The sequence below is a fragment of the Pseudomonas parafulva genome, from assembly GCF_002021815.1.
GTDB classification, from domain to species: domain Bacteria; phylum Pseudomonadota; class Gammaproteobacteria; order Pseudomonadales; family Pseudomonadaceae; genus Aquipseudomonas; species Aquipseudomonas parafulva_B.
Genome location: NZ_CP019952.1, coordinates 2,279,934 through 2,297,998, shown reverse-complemented (window position 1 = coordinate 2,297,998; position 18,065 = coordinate 2,279,934). Strand labels below are relative to the sequence as shown.

General features: G+C 61.3%; 18 protein-coding genes. 15 read left to right on the top strand and 3 right to left on the bottom strand.

Going from position 1 to position 18,065, the window contains the following annotated elements:
- Positions 1-188: 188 nt before the first annotated feature.
- The 11 genes from B2J77_RS10425 to B2J77_RS10375 all read left to right on the top strand — a co-directional run bounded on the left by B2J77_RS10425 (position 189) and on the right by B2J77_RS10375 (position 13,418).
- A complete protein-coding gene (locus B2J77_RS10425) occupies positions 189-1,373 on the top strand; it encodes an efflux RND transporter periplasmic adaptor subunit (protein ID WP_078478581.1) in 1,185 nt (394 codons plus the stop codon).
- An 11-nt stretch (positions 1,374-1,384) separates the two neighbouring features.
- Positions 1,385-4,513 carry an efflux RND transporter permease subunit gene (locus B2J77_RS10420; protein ID WP_078478580.1) on the top strand — a complete coding sequence of 1,043 codons (3,129 nt, stop codon included), beginning with the start codon at positions 1,385-1,387 and terminating at the stop codon, positions 4,511-4,513.
- Positions 4,514-4,574: 61 nt separating this feature from the next.
- Complete coding sequence (mobA, locus tag B2J77_RS10415; RefSeq protein WP_078478579.1) at positions 4,575-5,150, top strand: molybdenum cofactor guanylyltransferase MobA; 576 nt, start codon at positions 4,575-4,577, stop codon at positions 5,148-5,150.
- Positions 5,151-5,700: 550 nt separating this feature from the next.
- A protein-coding gene (locus tag B2J77_RS10410) for an IS3 family transposase (RefSeq protein WP_153302491.1) occupies positions 5,701-7,064 on the top strand; the annotation gives its coding sequence in 2 pieces (ribosomal slippage) (positions 5,701-6,166 and positions 6,166-7,064; 1,365 coding nt in all).
- Between the two features lie 873 nt (positions 7,065-7,937).
- Positions 7,938-9,233, top strand: coding sequence for an MFS transporter (locus B2J77_RS10405; protein ID WP_058638244.1), 1,296 nt, complete (start codon positions 7,938-7,940; stop codon positions 9,231-9,233).
- Positions 9,234-9,331: 98 nt separating this feature from the next.
- A complete protein-coding gene (locus B2J77_RS10400; protein WP_027916365.1) occupies positions 9,332-9,640 on the top strand; it encodes a hypothetical protein in 309 nt (102 codons plus the stop codon).
- Positions 9,641-10,209: 569 nt separating this feature from the next.
- The gene (locus tag B2J77_RS10395) at positions 10,210-11,319 is read left to right on the top strand and encodes a 3-deoxy-7-phosphoheptulonate synthase (RefSeq protein WP_078478578.1); all 1,110 of its coding nucleotides are present in this window, start codon (positions 10,210-10,212) and stop codon (positions 11,317-11,319) included.
- A gap of 36 nt (positions 11,320-11,355) precedes the next feature.
- Positions 11,356-11,637 (top strand): peptidylprolyl isomerase, encoded by a 282-nt coding sequence (locus B2J77_RS10390; RefSeq protein ID WP_058604152.1) that lies wholly within the window; start codon positions 11,356-11,358, stop codon positions 11,635-11,637.
- A 178-nt stretch (positions 11,638-11,815) separates the two neighbouring features.
- Positions 11,816-12,586, top strand: a complete 771-nt coding sequence (gene hbdH, locus B2J77_RS10385; protein WP_078478577.1) for a 3-hydroxybutyrate dehydrogenase — start codon at positions 11,816-11,818, stop codon at positions 12,584-12,586.
- A 75-nt stretch (positions 12,587-12,661) separates the two neighbouring features.
- Entirely contained in the window at positions 12,662-12,937 is a 276-nt protein-coding gene (locus B2J77_RS10380) for a peptidylprolyl isomerase (RefSeq protein ID WP_027916368.1), read from the top strand.
- A 154-nt stretch (positions 12,938-13,091) separates the two neighbouring features.
- The gene (locus B2J77_RS10375) at positions 13,092-13,418 is read left to right on the top strand and encodes a hypothetical protein (RefSeq protein WP_058638247.1); all 327 of its coding nucleotides are present in this window, start codon (positions 13,092-13,094) and stop codon (positions 13,416-13,418) included.
- A gap of 88 nt (positions 13,419-13,506) precedes the next feature.
- Here B2J77_RS10375 and B2J77_RS10370 read toward each other — a convergent pair whose 3' ends face one another.
- On the bottom strand, positions 13,507-14,130 hold the full coding sequence (locus B2J77_RS10370) for a LysE family translocator (protein ID WP_058638248.1): 624 nt from the start codon (positions 14,128-14,130) through the stop codon (positions 13,507-13,509).
- A 129-nt stretch (positions 14,131-14,259) separates the two neighbouring features.
- Here B2J77_RS10370 and B2J77_RS10365 point away from each other — a divergent pair, with 129 nt between their 5' ends.
- Positions 14,260-15,081 (top strand): AraC family transcriptional regulator, encoded by an 822-nt coding sequence (locus B2J77_RS10365; protein ID WP_078478576.1) that lies wholly within the window; start codon positions 14,260-14,262, stop codon positions 15,079-15,081.
- A gap of 97 nt (positions 15,082-15,178) precedes the next feature.
- Positions 15,179-15,790, top strand: coding sequence for a LysE family translocator (locus B2J77_RS10360; protein ID WP_078478575.1), 612 nt, complete (start codon positions 15,179-15,181; stop codon positions 15,788-15,790).
- Here B2J77_RS10360 and B2J77_RS10355 read toward each other — a convergent pair.
- Complete coding sequence (locus B2J77_RS10355; protein WP_078478574.1) at positions 15,771-16,463, bottom strand: metallophosphoesterase; 693 nt, start codon at positions 16,461-16,463, stop codon at positions 15,771-15,773. The two genes, B2J77_RS10360 and B2J77_RS10355, sit on opposite strands and share 20 nt — an antisense overlap.
- Before the next feature lie 112 nt (positions 16,464-16,575).
- Between B2J77_RS10355 and B2J77_RS10350 the strand changes: the two genes are divergently transcribed.
- Positions 16,576-17,316: a carbon-nitrogen hydrolase family protein gene (locus tag B2J77_RS10350; protein WP_058638252.1), complete on the top strand. Its 741-nt coding sequence runs from the start codon at positions 16,576-16,578 to the stop codon at positions 17,314-17,316.
- Positions 17,313-17,555 (top strand): hypothetical protein, encoded by a 243-nt coding sequence (locus tag B2J77_RS10345; RefSeq protein WP_058604143.1) that lies wholly within the window; start codon positions 17,313-17,315, stop codon positions 17,553-17,555. Before B2J77_RS10350 ends, B2J77_RS10345 begins: the two co-directional genes overlap by 4 nt.
- Here B2J77_RS10345 and B2J77_RS10340 read toward each other — a convergent pair.
- Entirely contained in the window at positions 17,540-18,058 is a 519-nt protein-coding gene (locus B2J77_RS10340; RefSeq protein ID WP_078478573.1) for a methylated-DNA--[protein]-cysteine S-methyltransferase, read from the bottom strand. The two genes, B2J77_RS10345 and B2J77_RS10340, sit on opposite strands and share 16 nt — an antisense overlap.
- Between the last annotated feature and the right edge of the window lie 7 nt (positions 18,059-18,065).

Genomic DNA, 18,065 nt, shown 5'->3' with positions numbered 1-18,065 from the left:
ATAGGGACTTGCAGCACTGCGGCTCGGCATGGCCAGGTGAGCGCTGCGTTATAGTGGCCCAAGCTTATAGAAACATCACGGTGCACAACCCATCGTTTCACACTTTTTCACACTCCCCGTACAGCTGTTAACAGCCAATCATGACCCGGGTGCCGTAGCATAGCGCAGATCATCAGCGGAAGATCCCAATGTCCGACACATTCACTGTTACCCTGCGCCGCATGGCGCTTCTGGCGCTTCTGGCGCTTGTAGGCTCGAGCCTGGGCGGCTGTAGCGCTAGCGACGAACCCGAACAGCAAGCCCCGGTCCCGCATGTGCGCGTCGAGACGCTGCAACTGCAACCGTTGGCCATTACCAGCGAGCTCAACGGCCGCATTCTGGCGCCGCGTACCGCTCAGGTGCGGGCTCGGGTGGCCGGCGTGGTGCTCAAACGGGTCTACCGCGAAGGTAGCGACGTCAAGCAGGGCGATGTGTTGTTCCAGATCGATCCGGCACCCTTCAAGGCCGACCTGGACAGCGCTCAGGCGGCACTGGCCAGAGCCGACGCCACCCGTTATCAGGCTCGCCTGCAAGAGCAGCGTTACCGCGAGCTGGTCAACGACAAGGCCGTCAGCGGCCAGGAATACGACAACGCCAAGGCCAGCCTGCTGCAAGCCAACGCAGCGGTGGCCGAGGCCAAGGCAGCCGTGCAACGAGCCCGTCTGAACCTGGGATACGCCACCGTCACCGCCCCCATCGCTGGCCGCATTGGCCGCGCCCAGGTCACCGAAGGCGCATTGGTCGGGCAGAACGAAGCCACGCCGCTGGCGACCATCGAGCAACTGGACCCCATTCATGTCGACGTCACCCAGTCAACCCGTGAGATCACGGCGCTGCGCAAGGCCTTGCGTGCCGGCCAGCTTCAACGGGTCGACGCAGACCAGGCCAGTGTCACCTTGATCGAGGACGACGGCAGTGCCTACCCGCTGCCTGGCAAGCTGTTGTTTTCCGACATCCAGGTCGACCCTTCGACCAATCAGATCACCCTGCGCAGCGAGTTCCCCAACCCCAACCTCGACTTGCTGCCAGGCAGCTATGTGCGCGTGCGCCTGGCCCAGGCCGTGCAAGCGCAAGGCCTGAGTGTCCCGCAACGGGCGATCCTGCGTGACAGTGCAGGCGTGCCGAAGGTGCTGGTCGTGGATGCTCAGTCTCAGGTCAGCGAACGGCAGGTGGTCCTGGGCAGCGTACAGGGCGACCGCTGGGTAGTGCGCGACGGCCTGGCTGCCGGTGACCAGGTGGTGGTCGAAGGCCTGCAACATGCCAAGGCAGGCGAACGTGTGCAGATCGACACCGCGCCCCAGGCCACCTCCGTCACCCAGCACACCGGCCAGTGAGGGCTTGATCGATGCCGCAATTCTTCATTGACCGCCCTATTTTCGCTTGGGTGGTGGCGCTGTTCATCCTGCTGGCTGGCGCCCTGGCCATTCCTCAGTTGCCTGTGGCGCAGTACCCCAATGTTGCGCCACCGCAGGTAGAGATCTACGCCGTATACCCTGGCGCCTCGGCGGCAACCATGGATGAAAGCGTGGTCAGCCTGATCGAGCAGGAGCTCAACGGCGCCGACAACCTGCTGTACTTCGAGTCGCAGAGCAGCCTGGGCAGCGCCACCATCACCGCCACCTTCGAGCCGGGCACCGTGCCCGACCTGGCCCAGGTCGACGTGCAGAACCGCTTGAAAGTGGTCGAGTCGCGCCTGCCACGCCCGGTTACCCAACAAGGGTTGCAGGTGGAAAAGGTGTCCACTGGCTTCCTGCTGCTGGGCACGCTCACCTCCGAGGACGGGAAGTTCGACGAGACCGCGTTGTCCGACATCCTGGCGCGCAACGTGATGAACGAGATCCGGCGCATCAAGGGGGTCGGCAAAGCGCAGCTGTATGGCTCCGAGCGCGCCATGCGCATCTGGATCGACCCGGCAAAGCTGGTCGGCCTGAACCTCACTCCCAACGACGTGGCCGAAGCCATCAGCGCCCAGAATGCGCAGGTAGCGCCCGGCAGCATCGGCGACCTGCCCAGCCCCGCTACCCAGGAGATCACCGCCAACGTGGTGGTCAAGGGCCAACTGACCACGCCAGAAGCGTTTGCCGCCATTGTACTGCGGGCCAATACCGACGGTTCGGTGGTGACCATCGGTGATGTAGCACGGGTAGAAATCGGTGCCCAGGAGTATCAGTACGGCACGCGCCTGAATGGCAAACCGGCCACCGCATTCAGCGTGCAGCTGGCCCCGGGTGCCAACGCCATGGAGACGGCCACACTGGTGCGCGCCAAGATGAAGGACCTGGCGCGCTACTTCCCGGAGGGTGTGAAGTACGATATACCCTACGACACCTCGCCTTTCGTCAAGGTCTCCATACAGCAGGTCATCAGCACGCTGTTCGAAGCGATGGTGCTGGTGTTCGCGGTGATGTTCCTGTTCCTGCAGAACCTGCGTTATACCTTGATTCCCACACTCGTGGTGCCCGTGGCGCTGATGGGTACCTTCGGCGTGATGCTGTTACTGGGCTTCTCGGTCAACGTGCTGACCCTGTTCGGCATGGTCCTGGCCATTGGCATTCTGGTGGATGACGCCATTGTGGTGGTCGAGAACGTTGAGCGAATCATGGCTGAAGAAGGCCTGGCGCCACGGGAAGCCACACGCAAGGCCATGGGCCAGATCAGCGGGGCGATCATCGGCATCACGCTGGTGCTGGTAGCCGTGTTCCTGCCCATGGCCTTCATGAAGGGCTCGGTCGGCGTGATCTACCAGCAGTTTTCGGTGTCCATGGCAGTTTCCATTCTGTTCTCGGCCTTCCTTGCCCTGAGCCTGACGCCGGCGCTGTGCGCGACGTTGCTCAAGCCTGTGAACCAAGGCGAGCATCATCAGCGCGGCGGTTTCTTCGGCTGGTTCAATCGGCGCTTCGAGGGTATGAGCAAGGGCTATGAGGGCTGGGTGTCCCAAGCACTTCGCCGCAGCGGGATCTACCTGCTGGTGTACGCCGTGCTGCTGGGCGTGTTGGGCTACGGCTTCAGTCAGTTGCCCACCGCCTTCCTGCCCACCGAAGATCAGGGTTACACCATCACCGATATCCAACTGCCGCCAGGCGCTAGTCGCATGCGGACCGAACAAGTAGCGGCTCAGATCGAAGCGCACAACGGCGGTGAAGCTGGCGTGGGCAATACCACGGTAATTCTGGGTTTCAGTTTCTCCGGCAGTGGCCAAAATGCCGCGTTGGCCTTCACGACCCTGAAGGACTGGTCCGAACGTGGCGCCGATGACAGTGCCCAGTCCATTGCCGATCGCGCGAACATGGCATTCACACAGCTCAAAGACGCCATCGCCTTCGCCGTACTGCCGCCGCCGATTGACGGGCTAGGCGAGTCCACCGGCTTCGAGTTCCGCCTGCAGGACCGGGGTGGGCTGGGTCATGCCCAACTCATGGCTGCACGTGACGAGCTGCTGGCCAAGGCGAGCAAGAGCCCGCTACTGACCAACGTGCGCGAGGCGTCCCTGGCCGAAAGCCCGCAAGTGGAGCTGGAGATCGACCGCCGTCAGGCCAATGCGCTGGGGGTCTCGTTCGCCGATATCGGCTCGGTGCTGGACGTAGCCGTGGGTTCGAGCTACGTCAATGACTTTCCAAACCAAGGCCGCATGCAGCGGGTGGTGGTGCAAGCTGAGGGCGATCAGCGCAGCCAGGTTGAAGACTTGCTGAAGATCCACGTGCGCAACAGCGTCGGCAAGATGGTGCCGCTTGGCGCCTTCGTCCAGCCCCGATGGGTCAGCGGCCCAGTCCAGCTGACGCGTTACAACGGTTACCCGGCGGTGTCCATTTCGGGTGAGCCGACAGCCGGGCAAAGCTCCGGTCAGGCCATGGCCGAGATCGAGCAAATCGTGGCGCAGCTTCCGCCCGGCGTAGGGCTGGAATGGACCGGATTGTCGCTGCAGGAAAGGCTCTCGGGCAGCCAGGCGCCGGTACTCATGACCCTGTCGCTGCTGGTGGTGTTCCTGTGCCTGGCGGCATTGTATGAAAGCTGGTCGATCCCCACGGCGGTGCTGCTGGTGGTCCCCCTGGGCATTCTGGGTGCGGTGCTGGCGGTCACACTGCGCGGCATGCCCAACGACGTGTTCTTCAAGGTGGGCTTGATCACCTTGATCGGGCTTTCGGCAAAGAACGCCATCCTGATCATCGAGTTCGCCAAAAGCCTGGTGGACCAGGGTATGGATGCCACCCAGGCTGCACTCGAGGCTGCCCGCCTGCGCCTGCGGCCCATCGTGATGACGTCTCTGGCGTTCATCCTTGGGGTGGTGCCACTGGCCATCGCCACCGGTGCCAGCTCGGCAAGCCAGCAAGCCATCGGTACGGGGGTCATTGGCGGTATGTTAAGTGCCACACTGGCGGTGGTCTTCGTACCGGTGTTCTTTGTCGTGGTGATGCGTTTGTCCGGGCGCCGACGACCACTGGAGCCTGGCCACGAGCCAGCCACGCGCGGTCACTGACTGGACAAGCGAAGCGTGAAGTGGGAGGGTTTCGGGCATTGACTGCCAGGAACCCTTTTTCATGCCTGCTACCCTGCCCCCTTGCTCTGTCCTCATGCTCGCCGGCGGCCGTGGCCAACGCATGGGTGGGCGTGACAAAGGGCTGATCGACTGGCAAGGCCGTCCTCTGATTGCCCACGTTCATGCGGTGGTTCGTGGGCTCAGTGATGACCTGATCGTTTCTTGCAATCGCAATAAGCAGGTGTACCAGCGGTACGCCGAGCAATGCGTGAGTGATACCGAGGCCGGCTTCCCTGGCCCACTGGCTGGCGTGCTTGCCGGGTTGGCGGTAGCGCGGCACGGATGGATGGTGGTGCTCGCATGCGATGCGCCACAGATCGATCAGATGTTAGTCAACGACCTGCGGCGCGCCGCTTTAACGGCCAACAGTGCCGCCATGGTCCGCCAAGGTGGGTATTGGCAACCGATGTTCAGCGTGCTGCCCCACGCCATCCTGCCACTGCTTGCGCAAGCCTGGAACGCTGGAGAGCGCAGTTTGCAGAGAGCCTTGCTCGGCTCGCCTGTAGCGGCGGTTGATTGCGCTGAAGAGGATTGTCGGTTGAATAATTTCAATAGCCCGCAGTGGCTTGAGGACTGACAAGGTGGCTGTCGGGGTTTTCCCGGTACGAAGAGCAACGGTGGGCTGTGGCGCGGCCCCAGGAATTTAGCTTCGCAGCATAGATTGCCGGGGCTGTCTCGCAACCTATTGCGGCCTGTCAGGCGCCCCGGCAATGTCGCACTTAAGTGCTATATACGTCAGCAGATATCGTGAATACTGTTCCGAATATAACTATTAAGCGCAACCAGACACCTCTACTCAAAGTTAAAACAGGTTACTGTTTCTTTTAGTGCTTCTGTTGATTTTGACCTTGATCTTGATCTTCGCGACTTCAGAAGGCCGAACGTAGGTCTTGCGGAGGGAGGTGACAGGCATGGATGCCTGTCAAGCGCTGGGCCCCAGGATGGGGCCTACAGCGCGGTCCTCCCGGGAGCAAGACCGGAGTGAGGGAACCCCGAAGCGCAGCGTAGGGGCCGTATGAATGGAGCACAGCGTTTTTTGGTTACTTTTTGTCGCGTTTGACAAAAAGTGACTCGCCCGTTGAACTGACCCCCGAATGTTGGACACCTATCTCACCGGAGGGTGTTCCATGACGAAATACAACCTGGCGCTCAAACAGGCACTCATCGAAGAGTGCCTTTCTGCTCCTAGCATTCATGAAGTGGCGCTAAAGCATGACCTCAGTCCATCGATGCTACGTCGGTGGGTAAAGGGCTATGAAAAACACGGCGCAGCCGGTTTAAGTGCCAAGTACAGCCGCTACGATGCCCAGTTCAAATTGAAGGTTTTGCAGTGCATTGAGCAAGAAGGATTGTCTGCCCAGCAAGCCTGCATCCAGTTTGATATTCGTGGTCCAAGTAGCATCAGGCAGTGGAAAAGGTTGTATGATCAAGGCGGAGTTGAAGCACTTCATCCGCATCATACCCGAGAGTTGAGCATGCCCCGTAAGCCATCGAAAAAAACCAGCGCAAGTCCTCCTACCGCTTCGGATAGCGACCTGACACCCGAGCAAATGCTCGAAGAGCTGGAATATCTGCGTGCGGAGAATGCTTACCTAAAAAAGCTCGATGCCTTGATCCAAGCGGACCCTCGCACTGCGCAGGCGAGAAAACGAAGGCTGTCCAGGGTTTGAGGCACGGGCATCGACTCGCTCTGCTGTTACGTGCCGCCGGGCTTGCACGTAGTACCTTTTATTACCAAAGCAAGGTGTTGTTGACTGACAAGCATGCGGCTTTGAAAGAGAGTATCAACAACGTCTATCACGAGCATAAGGGACGGTATGGCTATCGCCGGATCACTGAGACCCTCAAGCACAACGGTCGGATGATTAATCACAAGAAGGTGCAGCGACTGATGCAGCTTATGGGTCTCCAGTCGCTGGTCAGGGCGAAGAAATATCGCTCGTACCGAGGCTCAGAGGGACTGGTTGCGCCTGATCTGCTCAGGCGAGAATTCAAGGCAGGAGCCCCTAATCAGAAATGGGCAACCGACGTGACAGAGTTCAAAGTGAAGGGGCAGAAGCTGTTTCTTTCGCCGTTGATGGACCTGTATAACGGCGAAATCCTCGCTTATCAGATTAACCGGCGCCCGGAGTTCAAGATGGTCTCGGCAATGCTTGAGCAAGCCTTTGAGCGGCTGAATCCAGGTGATAAACCGATATTGCACTCCGATCAAGGATGGCAGTACAGGCAGCCCACTTACCGGCATATGCTGGCCGAGAAGAACATTGAGCAGAGTATGTCGCGTAAGGGCAACTGCCTAGACAACGCCGCAATGGAAAGCTTTTTCGGCACACTCAAGAGCGAATATTTTTACCTGGAGTCGTTTGAAAATGTCGAGCAGTTGGCTTCAGGACTTGATGATTACATCGCTTACTACAACCAAAAACGCATCAGCCTCAGACTTGATGGCCTGAGTCCGATACAATTTCGGACCCACGCGCTGGCCCCATAGCGCTCACTGTCCAACTTTTGGGGGTCAGTTCACGTAAGGGCGAAAAGGTGACTAAGCGTCGCCATCGCAAATGGACTATGCTCTCTTTCAATACCCACGCCAACGCAATCAAACCTGAAACTTGAAACTTGAAACTTGAAACTTGAAACTTGAAAGCGTGGGCGCGCACAGCAAGTTGGTATTCATTGGCGCGGGTGGCGCACAGTCACCTTTCCGCCCTTACGGCGGCTCACTTTTTGTCTTGTCAAAAAGTGAGCAAAAACCGCCTGCTCCTATCATCCGGCCCCTACGCTGCGCTTCGGGGTTCCCTCGCTCCGGGCTTGCTCCCGGGAGGACCGCGCTGCAGGCCCCATCCTGGGGCCCAGCGCTTGACAGGCATCCATGCCTGTCACCTCCCTGCGCAAGCCCTGCGCTCGGCCTCCTGAAGTCGCGATCTGCGGCGCCTGAACTACCGCGCGCTCAGAAGCAAAAGCCAAAGCAACGGCAACAGCAACAGCAACAGCGGGAGCGGGAGCGGGAGCGGGAGCGGGAGCGGGCGATTTGCCTGGGAAAGACATTGGCATGTCTTTCCGAGACTGCGGCATCGCGCCGCAGGCAGTCAACCCTTGGCAAAACCCTGCAAGCCCGTAGAATCGCGCTTCCTTTTCGCCCGTCGCCTTGAACGGTGGCAACCGGCAACCAAGACCGAGTCCGCGCCTGACCCCATGAACGCTCATGTGAAATAGGCTCAACCCTCCCCGCCCGGCCGTCTTCTCGCATGGCCAAGCGGTTGAGTCTTGCCCAGGTCGCATCCGTGCAGCCTCTACCCTATCCGGGTCGATCGGCGTGCGCGCTCGAAAAGGCCAACCTTCGCATATCCAACTTGAGGTACCTATGTCTGCGCGTTTGCTGGCCATGGCGCTGGCGCCGCTGCTCGGGCTGTTCATCATTGCCCTAGGCAACGGCTTCATGTCTTCTCTGACCACCCTGCGACTCGGCGAGGCTGGCGAGTCTGCCACCACCATCGGCATCGTCTCGTCCACCTACTTCATCGGCCTGACCCTGGGCGCCATCTTCAATGATCGGCTCATCCTGCGCATCGGCCATATCCGCGCCTACACCAGCTTTGCATCGCTGATCGGCGTCACCATCCTGCTGCAAGGCCTGTTCTATGACGTGACCTGGTGGTCGGTGCTGCGCCTGATCAATGGCTGGGCGGCCGTGGGTGTGTTTCTGGTGATCGAAAGCTGGTTGCTGCTGGCCGGGGACGCCAAGATCCGCGGTCGCCTGCTGGCCTTGTACATGATCGCTTTCTATGGCGCCGGCGTGCTGGCCCAGGCAGGGCTTGGCGAGATTACTCGCCTGGGCGAGACCGCGCCCTTCATGCTGGCGGGTGTGCTCACCGCGCTGTCGGTGTTGCCGATCGTGATCCTGCCACGGGTCTCGCCACTGCTGGACCAGGTCGAGCCGCTCAAGCCGCGGCAGCTGCTGGGCGTGGCACCCTCGGGGCTGGTGGGATGTTTTGGTTCCGGCGTGGCCATAGCCGGGATCTACACGTTGCTGCCGCTGTACCTCCAACGTATCGGGCTGGACGTTGGCGAAGTGGGCAATATGATGGCCTGGGTCATCCTCGGGGCCATGCTGCTGCAATACCCCGTGGGGCGTTGGTCGGACCGCAGGGACCGGCAGGACGTGCTGATTGCCCTGGCTGCGGTGTGCGCTGCGCTGGCGCTGGTCACCGTATTCCTGCCCTCGGATGCGTTCCTGCTACCGGCAATGCTGTTTCTACTGGGCGGCGGGGTGTTCACCCTGTACCCGGTGGCGGTCAGCCATGCGGCCGACCGTGCCCCATCCGATGCCCTGGTGCCCATGATCCAAGGGCTGCTGCTGATCAACTCGCTGGGCTCGGCGATGGCGCCGATGGCGATTTCGCCGGTCATGACCGAGTTTGGCGAAGCCGGGCTTTTCTGGGCCTTTGCCGTGGTCAACCTATTGATGGTGGGCTTTTTCCTGTGGCGGCGCGGCAAGCGTCCGGCCGCGGAACACCCTGCCCCGTTCACCGCCTCCACCACCTTCTCGCCTACCGGCGCTGAACTGCGGGTTACCGAGGACCTGATGCATGCTGCCCAGGAGCATCCTCCGATGGAAACGGCCGAACCCAAGCCATCGCATCATGGCGAGGCCTGTTGAGGTAAGCGTGCCGTAAACGACCATCCGTCGCCCTCAGGGCACCTCCTGTGCAGGTCTTTGCCAAAGCAATGACAGATTCCATGCACAGGAGCTTCGCCATGATTCGCATCCGTAGCCTTTCGCTGTCCGTTGCTTTCGCCTTGGCCACCCTGGCCGGTACCAGTCAGGCCGCTACTGACACTACCAACACCGATATGCACCCGAAAACCGACCAGATGGGCGGCAAGACCGCAGGTGAAGGCAGCAGCGTGAACACCCCAGGCAGCAGCCGTGACAATGACAGCAGCAACGCCGGCGCAGCAGGTGCCCATGACGGTGCGGCAGGCGGCTCCAACAGCACCGGCGAAGCCACAGGCTCCGGCGCAGGTGCCACCGGTGGGCAAGCTGAAGATCAAGACAGTCACTAAGACCACGCCTTGTGACCCCCTAACGTAATCATCCCATCGATTACGCTCATAGCATTTTTCCATTGAATGGCCCGCGCAATGTGAAGTAAGCTCGGGCTCATTCACTGGAGAGCAACATGCAAGCAACCATCCACACACTCGTCCCTGCCACTGGCCGCGCTTCGCGCCCAGTATCGGCTGTGACCGTGTGCGTGAATGCACCTGCCTCCTATTACTTCGGGTATTGGTTTAGCCACTAGGCGCCGATACCCACACGGCGTCCACCTTCGAGGGGCCGCCGAACATGAGAATACTCAAACCCCCGGTCGGCCTCCCGACCGGGGGTTTTGTTTTTTCAGGCCTACACCCAAACGATTCAGAGGACAGATTCATGAAATACGACACCTATTACGTAGCTGGCACCTTCACCTGGCGATTTAGCCACGTCCGCTCGGGCCAGCCTGCCGCCTCCGATCGGTTCTGCACAGGTGGCACTGCTTCAGCCAATAGCCAATCACCGATCTGTCGAACACCTCGATAGGGCCGACCGCGCAGGATATAGCGCCTGCCGTCCGCCCAAGGAAAATCCCATGCAAGCATCCAGCCTCGCCCTGCCTCTAACCCAACCTCAAGCTGCCAATACCGCTGTCAGCCGCCGTCTTCCCAGTCCGCACCTGCTCAAACAGCAAATGCCGCTCTCTGCCTCGCTCGCACACCAAGTCCAGGCGCACCGCCAAGCCATTTGCGACATTCTCGAAGGACGCGACCACCGCCTGCTGGTGATCGTAGGGCCGTGCTCGCTGCATGATCCGCGCTCGGCGCTGGAGTACGCCGATCGCCTGGCCGCGTTGAGCCGCCAGGTCGATGATCGCCTGCTGCTGGTGATGCGTGCCTACGTCGAAAAGCCGCGCACGACGGTAGGCTGGAAGGGCCTGGCCTACGATCCCCACCTCGATGGAAGTGACGACATGCACGCAGGCCTGGCACTGTCGCGTGGGCTGATGCTGGGCATGATCGAACGGGGCCTGCCGGTCGCGACCGAATTGCTGCAACCCATGGCTGCTGGCTACTTTGACGATGTACTGGCCTGGGCTGCCATCGGCGCCCGTACTACCGAATCACAGATTCATCGGGAAATGGTCAGCGGGCTGGCGCTGCCGGTGGGCTTCAAGAACGGCACCGATGGCGGCGTGGCCATCGCGACAGACGCCATGCGCAGCGCTGCCCATGCCCACCGGCATTTCGGCATGGATGCACAGGGCTATCCTGCGATCGTCGAAACCCTGGGCAATGCGCACACTCACCTGGTGCTGCGCGGTGGCCATCAGGGCCCGAACTACGACGCCCACAGCGTCGCCCTGGCCCGCCAGGGGCTCGCCAAAGCGGGTCTGCCTGCGCGCATCATGGTCGATTGCAGCCATGCCAACAGTGGCAAGGACCCGGCCCGGCAACCGGCTGTGTTCAACGAGGTGTTGCAACAGCGGTTGAATGGGGACGCCTCGATCGTGGGCACGATGATCGAAGGGCACCTGTTCGAGGGTTGTCAGGCGCTCGGCAAAGGGGCGCTGAAATACGGCGTGTCCATCACCGATGGCTGCCTTGGCTGGAGCACCACCGAAACACTGTTGCACAATGCGGCACGACGTCTAGGTGAGCGGCAAGCCGCACCCTGCGAGACACAACCGGTTGAAGTGCGTTAGGCTTTGCCTCTTTACCCTCCCAAGGAGCAGTACCCCATGGCACGTGCAACCGCCCGTCACATCCTGGTCAACAGCGAAGACAAGTGCAACGAACTCAAGGCCCAGATCGAAGCGGGTGCTGACTTCGGTGAAATCGCCAAGGCCAATTCCACCTGCCCGTCCAGCCGCCAGGGTGGTGACCTGGGCTCGTTCGGTCCAGGCCAGATGGTCAAGGAATTCGATACCGTCGTCTTCAGCGCCCCGGTCAACACCGTCCAGGGTCCGGTCAAGACCCAATTCGGCTACCACCTGCTGGAAGTGACCAGCCGCCAGGACTAAATCCTGCGAAGCAAGCCTGGTAGGAGGGAGTGGCTCAAAGCCGATGTATTGGCGCCATGCGAAGGTCCTCACGGAACCTTTGATCAGCCGCTCCGCTCCTACGCTCAGCCCATCCCGGGCGATGCCCAATGGCTTTCTTCGTTCCAGTCAGCGCCGGCGCGCTGCTAGGGAGCTTTGCATGACCCTCAAAGGCAAGACAGCAGTGATCACAGGTTCCACCAGCGGCATTGGCCTGGGCATTGCCCATGTGCTGGCGCGATCGGGGGCCAGCATCGTGCTCAACGGCTTTGGTGACCCTTCACCGGCCATCGCCAGCCTTGAGCAGTTAGGGGTGCAGGTGCGGCATCACCCCGCAGACCTTGCCGATGCCGCTCAGATCGAGGCCCTGCTGGCCTTTGCTGAACAGGCATTCGGTGCCGTGGACATCCTGGTCAACAATGCAGGCATCCAGCATGTGGCACCCGTCGAGCACTTCCCGGTGGACAGCTGGGACAAGATCATCGCGTTGAACCTGTCTGCGGTCTTCCACGGCACTCGCCTGGTGCTGCCAGGCATGCGTGCCCGCAACTGGGGGCGCATCATCAACATCGCCTCGGTTCATGGGATTGTCGGCTCCACAGGCAAATCCGCGTACGTCGCCGCCAAGCATGGGGTAATTGGCCTGACGAAGGTCGTAGGGCTGGAAACTGCCATGAGCGGCGTGACCTGCAATGCCCTGTGCCCAGGCTGGGTGTTGACGCCGCTGGTGCAGCAGCAGATCGACGCACGTGCAGCAACCGGCATCGATCCCCAGCAGGCACAGCGGGACTTGCTCGCGGAAAAACAGCCTTCGCAGGCGTTCGTAACCCCTGAGCACCTCGGCGAACTCGTGCTGTTTCTGTGCAGCGAGGCTGGCAGCCAGGTACGCGGTGCAGCCTGGAACGTGGACGGTGGATGGCTGGCGCAATAAGCCATGCCGGTTCGCACGGCTAGCGGTGCGTCGGGCATAATGCCTGCTTTCTCTCGCTGCATGCATAGGTAGATCATGAAAGCCCAAGCCCGCCACATCCTGGTCAAGACTGCTGACGAAGCTGAAAAGCTCAAGCAGCGCATCGCCAAGGGTGAGGCGTTCGATGTGCTCGCCAGGAAGTTCTCCCTCTGCCCCTCGGGCAAGCGTGGCGGCGATCTCGGGGAGATTCGACCTGGGCAGATGGTCGGTGCGATCGACCAGGTCATCTTCAAGAAACCCTTGCGCGTGGTGCATGGGCCTGTGAAGAGCAAATTCGGCTATCACCTGGTACAGACGTTCTACCGCGACTGAGTCTCAACACTGCCACCTCAGTACCCAGCAGCTAGCAGTTCTGCCAGTTGTCGCCCTCAAGCCTGCCTCTGTAAAAAGTGCCTGACCCCGCGCAATTGAAGACGGGCGGCGGCTTTGGTATGCGTGTACGACTGATTGGGGCTCACTGAGTTTGTTGGGCGCGACCCTACCATTTGCTCAGGCAGCTTGCACATTTTTCGCTGGCGCCGGTAACGACACGTATGTTTGTGACAGCGGGTCCTCGCCTTCGCTCGTCGATACCGAGGGCGACAACCGCCTGGTGTTTCCGGCGAATTGCACCGGCGCCACCGAAGGCGATGCCACCTTCGGTCCAGGCCGGGACAGTGTCGACATGGCCTCCGGCACGATCGCCGGCAACGTCAATCAGGGCGGCGGCATCGATGACTTCGTCGTGAGCGGCGGCGTGATCGAGGGCAACGTCAAACAGGGTGACGGACTCGACGCACCTGGACAGCCGTGAACAGGAGGCTAGCGGCGTCAACCTGGGTGTGCGCTGGCAGTTCTGACACGCAAGAGGGGCGCGAGGGTAATACGCGCCCTGGCCTTCTTCAACGCCGGACGACCAACAGCCCTGCTCCAGCGCTTGCCAGCATCGCGGCACTGGTGCGATTGAACAACCTACGCGGCCGCGGCCTTGAAAACCATCGCTGCAAATAGGCGCCGATTGCGGCGTAGAGCGCGATAGCTGCCCACTCCAGCAGCAGAAACAGAGCGCCCAGTAGCAGGAACTGTTGACCTACAGGGACGGGGCTGGCGACCGATACGAACTGTGGCAAGAAAGCCGTGAATATCAAGATGGCTTTCGGATTGCCTGCTGCAACCATGAACTCCTGACGCGCCAGACGCCAACTATTGCATGGCGGGTACCCAGCCTCGACGGCCGCGGCCACTGGGGCACGCCACAGTTGCCACGCCAGGTAGAACAGATACCCCGCCCCCACCACCTTTATCGCCAGGAACAGGGTTTCGCTGGTATGCAGGACCACGGCCAGGCCCATGGCCGCAAGGCCTATCATGCCGCTGAAGGCCAGCAGGCGTCCTACCCCGGCAAAGCACGCGGTACGCAAGCCATAGCAACTGGCGTTGTGAAGCGACAACAGGTTGTTGGGGCCTGGTGCCATGTTCAGGGCAAAGCAGGCCGGTATGAAAAGCATCAGGCTGGCAATGTCCATCTCTCTCTCCTCTGAATTCACGGGTTGTATCGCAGGTACCGGGCCGCAGCGTCAAGGTACAGCCACGTGCCACAACTGTACGGGCGAGCAGCGGCTGTTTAAGCTGTCGGTCATCACAAGGACCCTTCGATGCCCCATTCCACTACCACCCTGTGGCGAGACCCGCGCTTGCCGCAGGTCGAGAGCCGCCGCGCCTGTAACAGCCGAGCCTGCTACAAGGCCCATAGCCATCCGACATTCTCTATCGGTGCCGTGGACGCAGGCTCCAGCTTGTTCACGGGTGCAGGCTGCGGTACCGAGCGGCTCACCCCCGGTACGCTGGTGGCGGTCCCCGCGCACCGGGTCCATGCCTGCAACCCCGAGGCAGACCAGCCCTGGAGCTACCAGATGGTGCATGTGGATGCGAGCTGGCTGGCCGAGCTGCGCACTGAGTCCGGCCTGCCCTGCGGCGCCCCTGAGCAACCGGCGCGTGTCAGCCGGGATGCCGAGGCGTACCGCCGGTTCTGCCAACTGAATGCCGTGCTGTTTTCCGAGGCGACCCCGGTGCAAAAGGAGGCCGAGTTGATCGCTTTTCTGTGCGACATGGATTTCGACACCTTCTCGCCCTCGGCCGCAGCACCCGTCCTTCAAGCGCCGGCGCTGCAGGGCTTGCTCATGGACCTGCGCGACCAGGACCCGACTCGCCTGACCGTGGAGTCACTTGCCCGTGAGGCCGGCCTTGGCCGTTATCAACTGATTCGCGCGTTCCGCGCTGCCACAGGTCTGACTCCGCACGCCTACGTGCTCAACGCCAGGATCAACCAGAGTCGTCGACTGCTCCGGCAGGGTCACCGATTGGTGCAAGTCGCCCACGACCTGGGATTCGCTGATCAAAGTCATTTCCAGCGGGTATTCAAGGCGCATGTCGGGATCACACCCGGGCTATACCTCAAGGGGCAGACCACGAAGTAAGGCTGCGCGGTCATCACCTGCAATATTGTTCAATACGCGGGGTTCATGTGCCCGCACACTCGGGCAACTGACCTCAAGCGCCGAGTAACCTGCGACCATGCAAGCGTTTATCCTGATTGCCCTCGCCCACTTCCTGGCGCTGTTGTCGCCAGGGCCGGACTTCTTCCTGATTGCCCGAACTGCCATTGCCAGCGGCTGGCGCGTGGCCAGCGGTGCATGCCTGGGCATTGCATTGGGCAACGGGGTATTCATCGTGCTGGCATTTACCGGAGTATCCATACTGCACGAGGGCAGCGTGCTGTTCGACCTGTTGCAACTGGCTGGTGCGGTTTATCTCATCTACCTGGGTATTGCCTTTGTGCGTCATGCCGGCAGTACCAGCGTCTGCGCGACTTCGGGCAGCACATCGCCCACTTGGTGGCGCAACCTGCAGATGGGCCTGCTGTCAGGCCTGCTCAATCCTAAAAATGCCTTGTTTTATGCAAGCCTGGCCAGCCTGGTGGCGGGCAGTTCCACGGTGTGGAAGGTGTCGTACGGAGTCTGGATGCTCTGCGCGGTGCTTGCCTGGGACTTGCTGGTCGCCGTCGGCATAGGCCACCCGCGGGTGCTGCGGCGATTCAGCGCCGCCCTGCCCTTGCTCGAACGGTTGTCGGGCCTCGTGTTGCTGCTGCTCGGCATGGGTTTGCTGATCACGCTGGCCTGGCGTTGACGAGCGTCAGCGTACGCAGGTCCATCAGACTGAAATGCCCACTGGTCCATCCCCCGGTATCCAGATGCCACACATTGCCCAGCTGCCTGACAGACTGGACGGTGGTATGGCCGACCAGCAGGGCACGCAGCCCATTTATGGGCGTGGTATCGCCCTGCTTCAAACGTCGCCTTGACCACAGGCAGGTTTCAAGCACGTCTGGATCGTCGCCCACTTCGAGCCAGGTACCCAGGGTCGACCAGTCATCGAACGGGCTGTCGGCATGCAGCAGGCCCACAGGGCCGCTTGCCGACTCGACCTGCAAAGCGATTGGCATCTGTTCGAAGCGTTCGACGAAGCGCAGCTGCTCAGCGGCCGCTGAATCGATGAACCATCCACCCCCGGCCGCACGGTACATGTCCAGGTCCAGCCGGCCGCCACGCACCAGGTTGATCGCCAGTGACTCGTGGTTGCCCTGGACCGCGTAGAACCATGGCTGCTCCAGCCAGTGCAGGGCTGCCCGGCTCATTGGACCGCGATCAACCAGGTCGCCAACGCTGAACAGCCGATCCTTGCCCGTATCGAAACCGACGGCGTCCAGGCTTTGCTGCAACCGGTCGAAATGGCCGTGTATGTCTCCCACGGCCAGGTCTCGACCCAGAACATTGGCGCCAACAACCTGGAAACGCTGCATGACCTGATCCCTTAGCAAGTAGGCAAAGACCCTAGGCCCTTGCCTGGACAGCATGGCACAAGCGTCTGGTCGGGAGTATGCTCGGCGATCACGTACCAGGGAAGGAAGTGTCATGAAGCTGTGCGCTGCGCAACTGGGTTCACTCAAGGGCGATGTGGCTGCTAACGTCAGGCGTCATCTGGCCTGCATCGAACAGGCCGCGAACGTGGGCGCTGCCGTGATCGTCTTTCCCGAGTTGTCTTTGACCGGTTACGAACCCAGCATTGCCCGTCAGGCTGCGCTGCCCCTATGCTCTCCACATCTGGACCCGCTGCAAGCGGCAAGTGACCGCCTGGGCATCATCGTTGCGGCGGGATTACCACTGCCAACCCCGAACGGCATCCAGATCGGCATGCCGATCTTTACCCCGAGCGCCCCGCGCCAAGCCTATGCTAAACAGCGCCTGCACGAAGATGAACTGCCCTACTTCTACGCTGGGGCGAGCACCTCGCTGATCCAGGCGGCGCAGCACCGAATCGCGCCGGCCATCTGCTATGAATCCATGTTCATGGCCCACGCTGCATCGGCCAAAGAACGAGGGGCAGACATCTATCTGGTCAGTGTGGCCAAGACGGCAAAAGGCGTAGGGGAAGGACACGCGCATTATCCGCAGGTGGCGCGAGAACTGGGCTTGATCGTGCTGATGGCCAATTGCGTTGGACCTGCCGACCATTTCGTGGCGGCCGGTGGTTCTGCGGCATGGGACAGTGAGGGCCGCCTGCTGGGTTGCCTGGACCCTCACAGCGAAGGCATGCTGCTACTGGACACCGAGGCTGGCACTGCCAGCATCATGCCGCTGGACGCGCCAGCGTGATCTACCTGGTAATGGCCCTGGCGAGCTACGGGCTAAGCTACTACGTGGTCGGATTGCTACTCGATGGCCAGGTGGCTGACATCGCCGAGGGTATGCGCCATCGCACCGATGCTCCGACCCCAGGCCAATACCTGCGCGCCGTTGAGCAACGGTTGCGCCGGGTGCGCTGGGAGTACTCGCTCATGGTAGGTACGGTCCTGACGGCGACGTCGTGCGCCGGCGTCTACTGGCTAGGCTGAAGTTGCAAGTCCATTGGCAACGTTTGCCGGCCTTCTAGGGCCAGTAGCAACTGCTTGGCTGCCAGCCCACCGGCAAAGCCGGTAAGCCCGCCGCTAGCCCCTATGACGCGATGACAGGGTGCGATGATCGAAATCGGATTGCGCCCATTGGCAGCCCCCACCGCCCGCACGGCACTGGGGTTGCCGATTTGCTGGGCGATCTGACCGTACGTGCGGGTTTCACCGAAGGGGATGCTCAGCAACGCGTCCCACACCTGACGCTGGAACGCCGTTCCAGTGAATGCCAAGGCCAGATCGAAACGCTGACGTTTACCGGCAAAGTATTCGCTCAGTTGATGTGCGGTTTCGATCAGAACAGGGCAGCGGTCTTCACGCTGCAGCGGGCCAAGGCGTACCCTGTTCTCTCGTTCCTGCTCCCACAGCACCGCACTCAGCCTTTGATCCTGAGAGACGAGGGTCAGCGTGCCAACTGGCGATGGCATGAGGGTGTACAAGCTGGGCATATCGCGA

Bases quoted from the DNA above. Each gene is read 5' to 3' on its own strand.
- B2J77_RS10370 (WP_058638248.1), bottom strand. From the start codon at position 14,130: ATGGACATTGCCAGCCTGATGCTTTTCATACCGGCCTGCTTTGCCCTG.
- B2J77_RS10350 (WP_058638252.1), top strand. From the start codon at position 16,576: ATGAAGCTGTGCGCTGCGCAACTGGGTTCACTCAAGGGCGATGTGGCT.
- B2J77_RS10360 (WP_078478575.1), top strand. From the start codon at position 15,179: ATGCAAGCGTTTATCCTGATTGCCCTCGCCCACTTCCTGGCGCTGTTG.
- B2J77_RS10340 (WP_078478573.1), bottom strand. From the start codon at position 18,058: ATGCCCAGCTTGTACACCCTCATGCCATCGCCAGTTGGCACGCTGACC.
- B2J77_RS10390 (WP_058604152.1), top strand. From the start codon at position 11,356: ATGGCACGTGCAACCGCCCGTCACATCCTGGTCAACAGCGAAGACAAG.
- B2J77_RS10420 (WP_078478580.1), top strand. From the start codon at position 1,385: ATGCCGCAATTCTTCATTGACCGCCCTATTTTCGCTTGGGTGGTGGCG.
- B2J77_RS10355 (WP_078478574.1), bottom strand. From the start codon at position 16,463: ATGCAGCGTTTCCAGGTTGTTGGCGCCAATGTTCTGGGTCGAGACCTG.
- B2J77_RS10400 (WP_027916365.1), top strand. From the start codon at position 9,332: ATGATTCGCATCCGTAGCCTTTCGCTGTCCGTTGCTTTCGCCTTGGCC.
- B2J77_RS10380 (WP_027916368.1), top strand. From the start codon at position 12,662: ATGAAAGCCCAAGCCCGCCACATCCTGGTCAAGACTGCTGACGAAGCT.
- B2J77_RS10425 (WP_078478581.1), top strand. From the start codon at position 189: ATGTCCGACACATTCACTGTTACCCTGCGCCGCATGGCGCTTCTGGCG.
- B2J77_RS10405 (WP_058638244.1), top strand. From the start codon at position 7,938: ATGTCTGCGCGTTTGCTGGCCATGGCGCTGGCGCCGCTGCTCGGGCTG.
- B2J77_RS10365 (WP_078478576.1), top strand. From the start codon at position 14,260: ATGCCCCATTCCACTACCACCCTGTGGCGAGACCCGCGCTTGCCGCAG.
- hbdH (WP_078478577.1), top strand. From the start codon at position 11,816: ATGACCCTCAAAGGCAAGACAGCAGTGATCACAGGTTCCACCAGCGGC.
- mobA (WP_078478579.1), top strand. From the start codon at position 4,575: ATGCCTGCTACCCTGCCCCCTTGCTCTGTCCTCATGCTCGCCGGCGGC.
- B2J77_RS10395 (WP_078478578.1), top strand. From the start codon at position 10,210: ATGCAAGCATCCAGCCTCGCCCTGCCTCTAACCCAACCTCAAGCTGCC.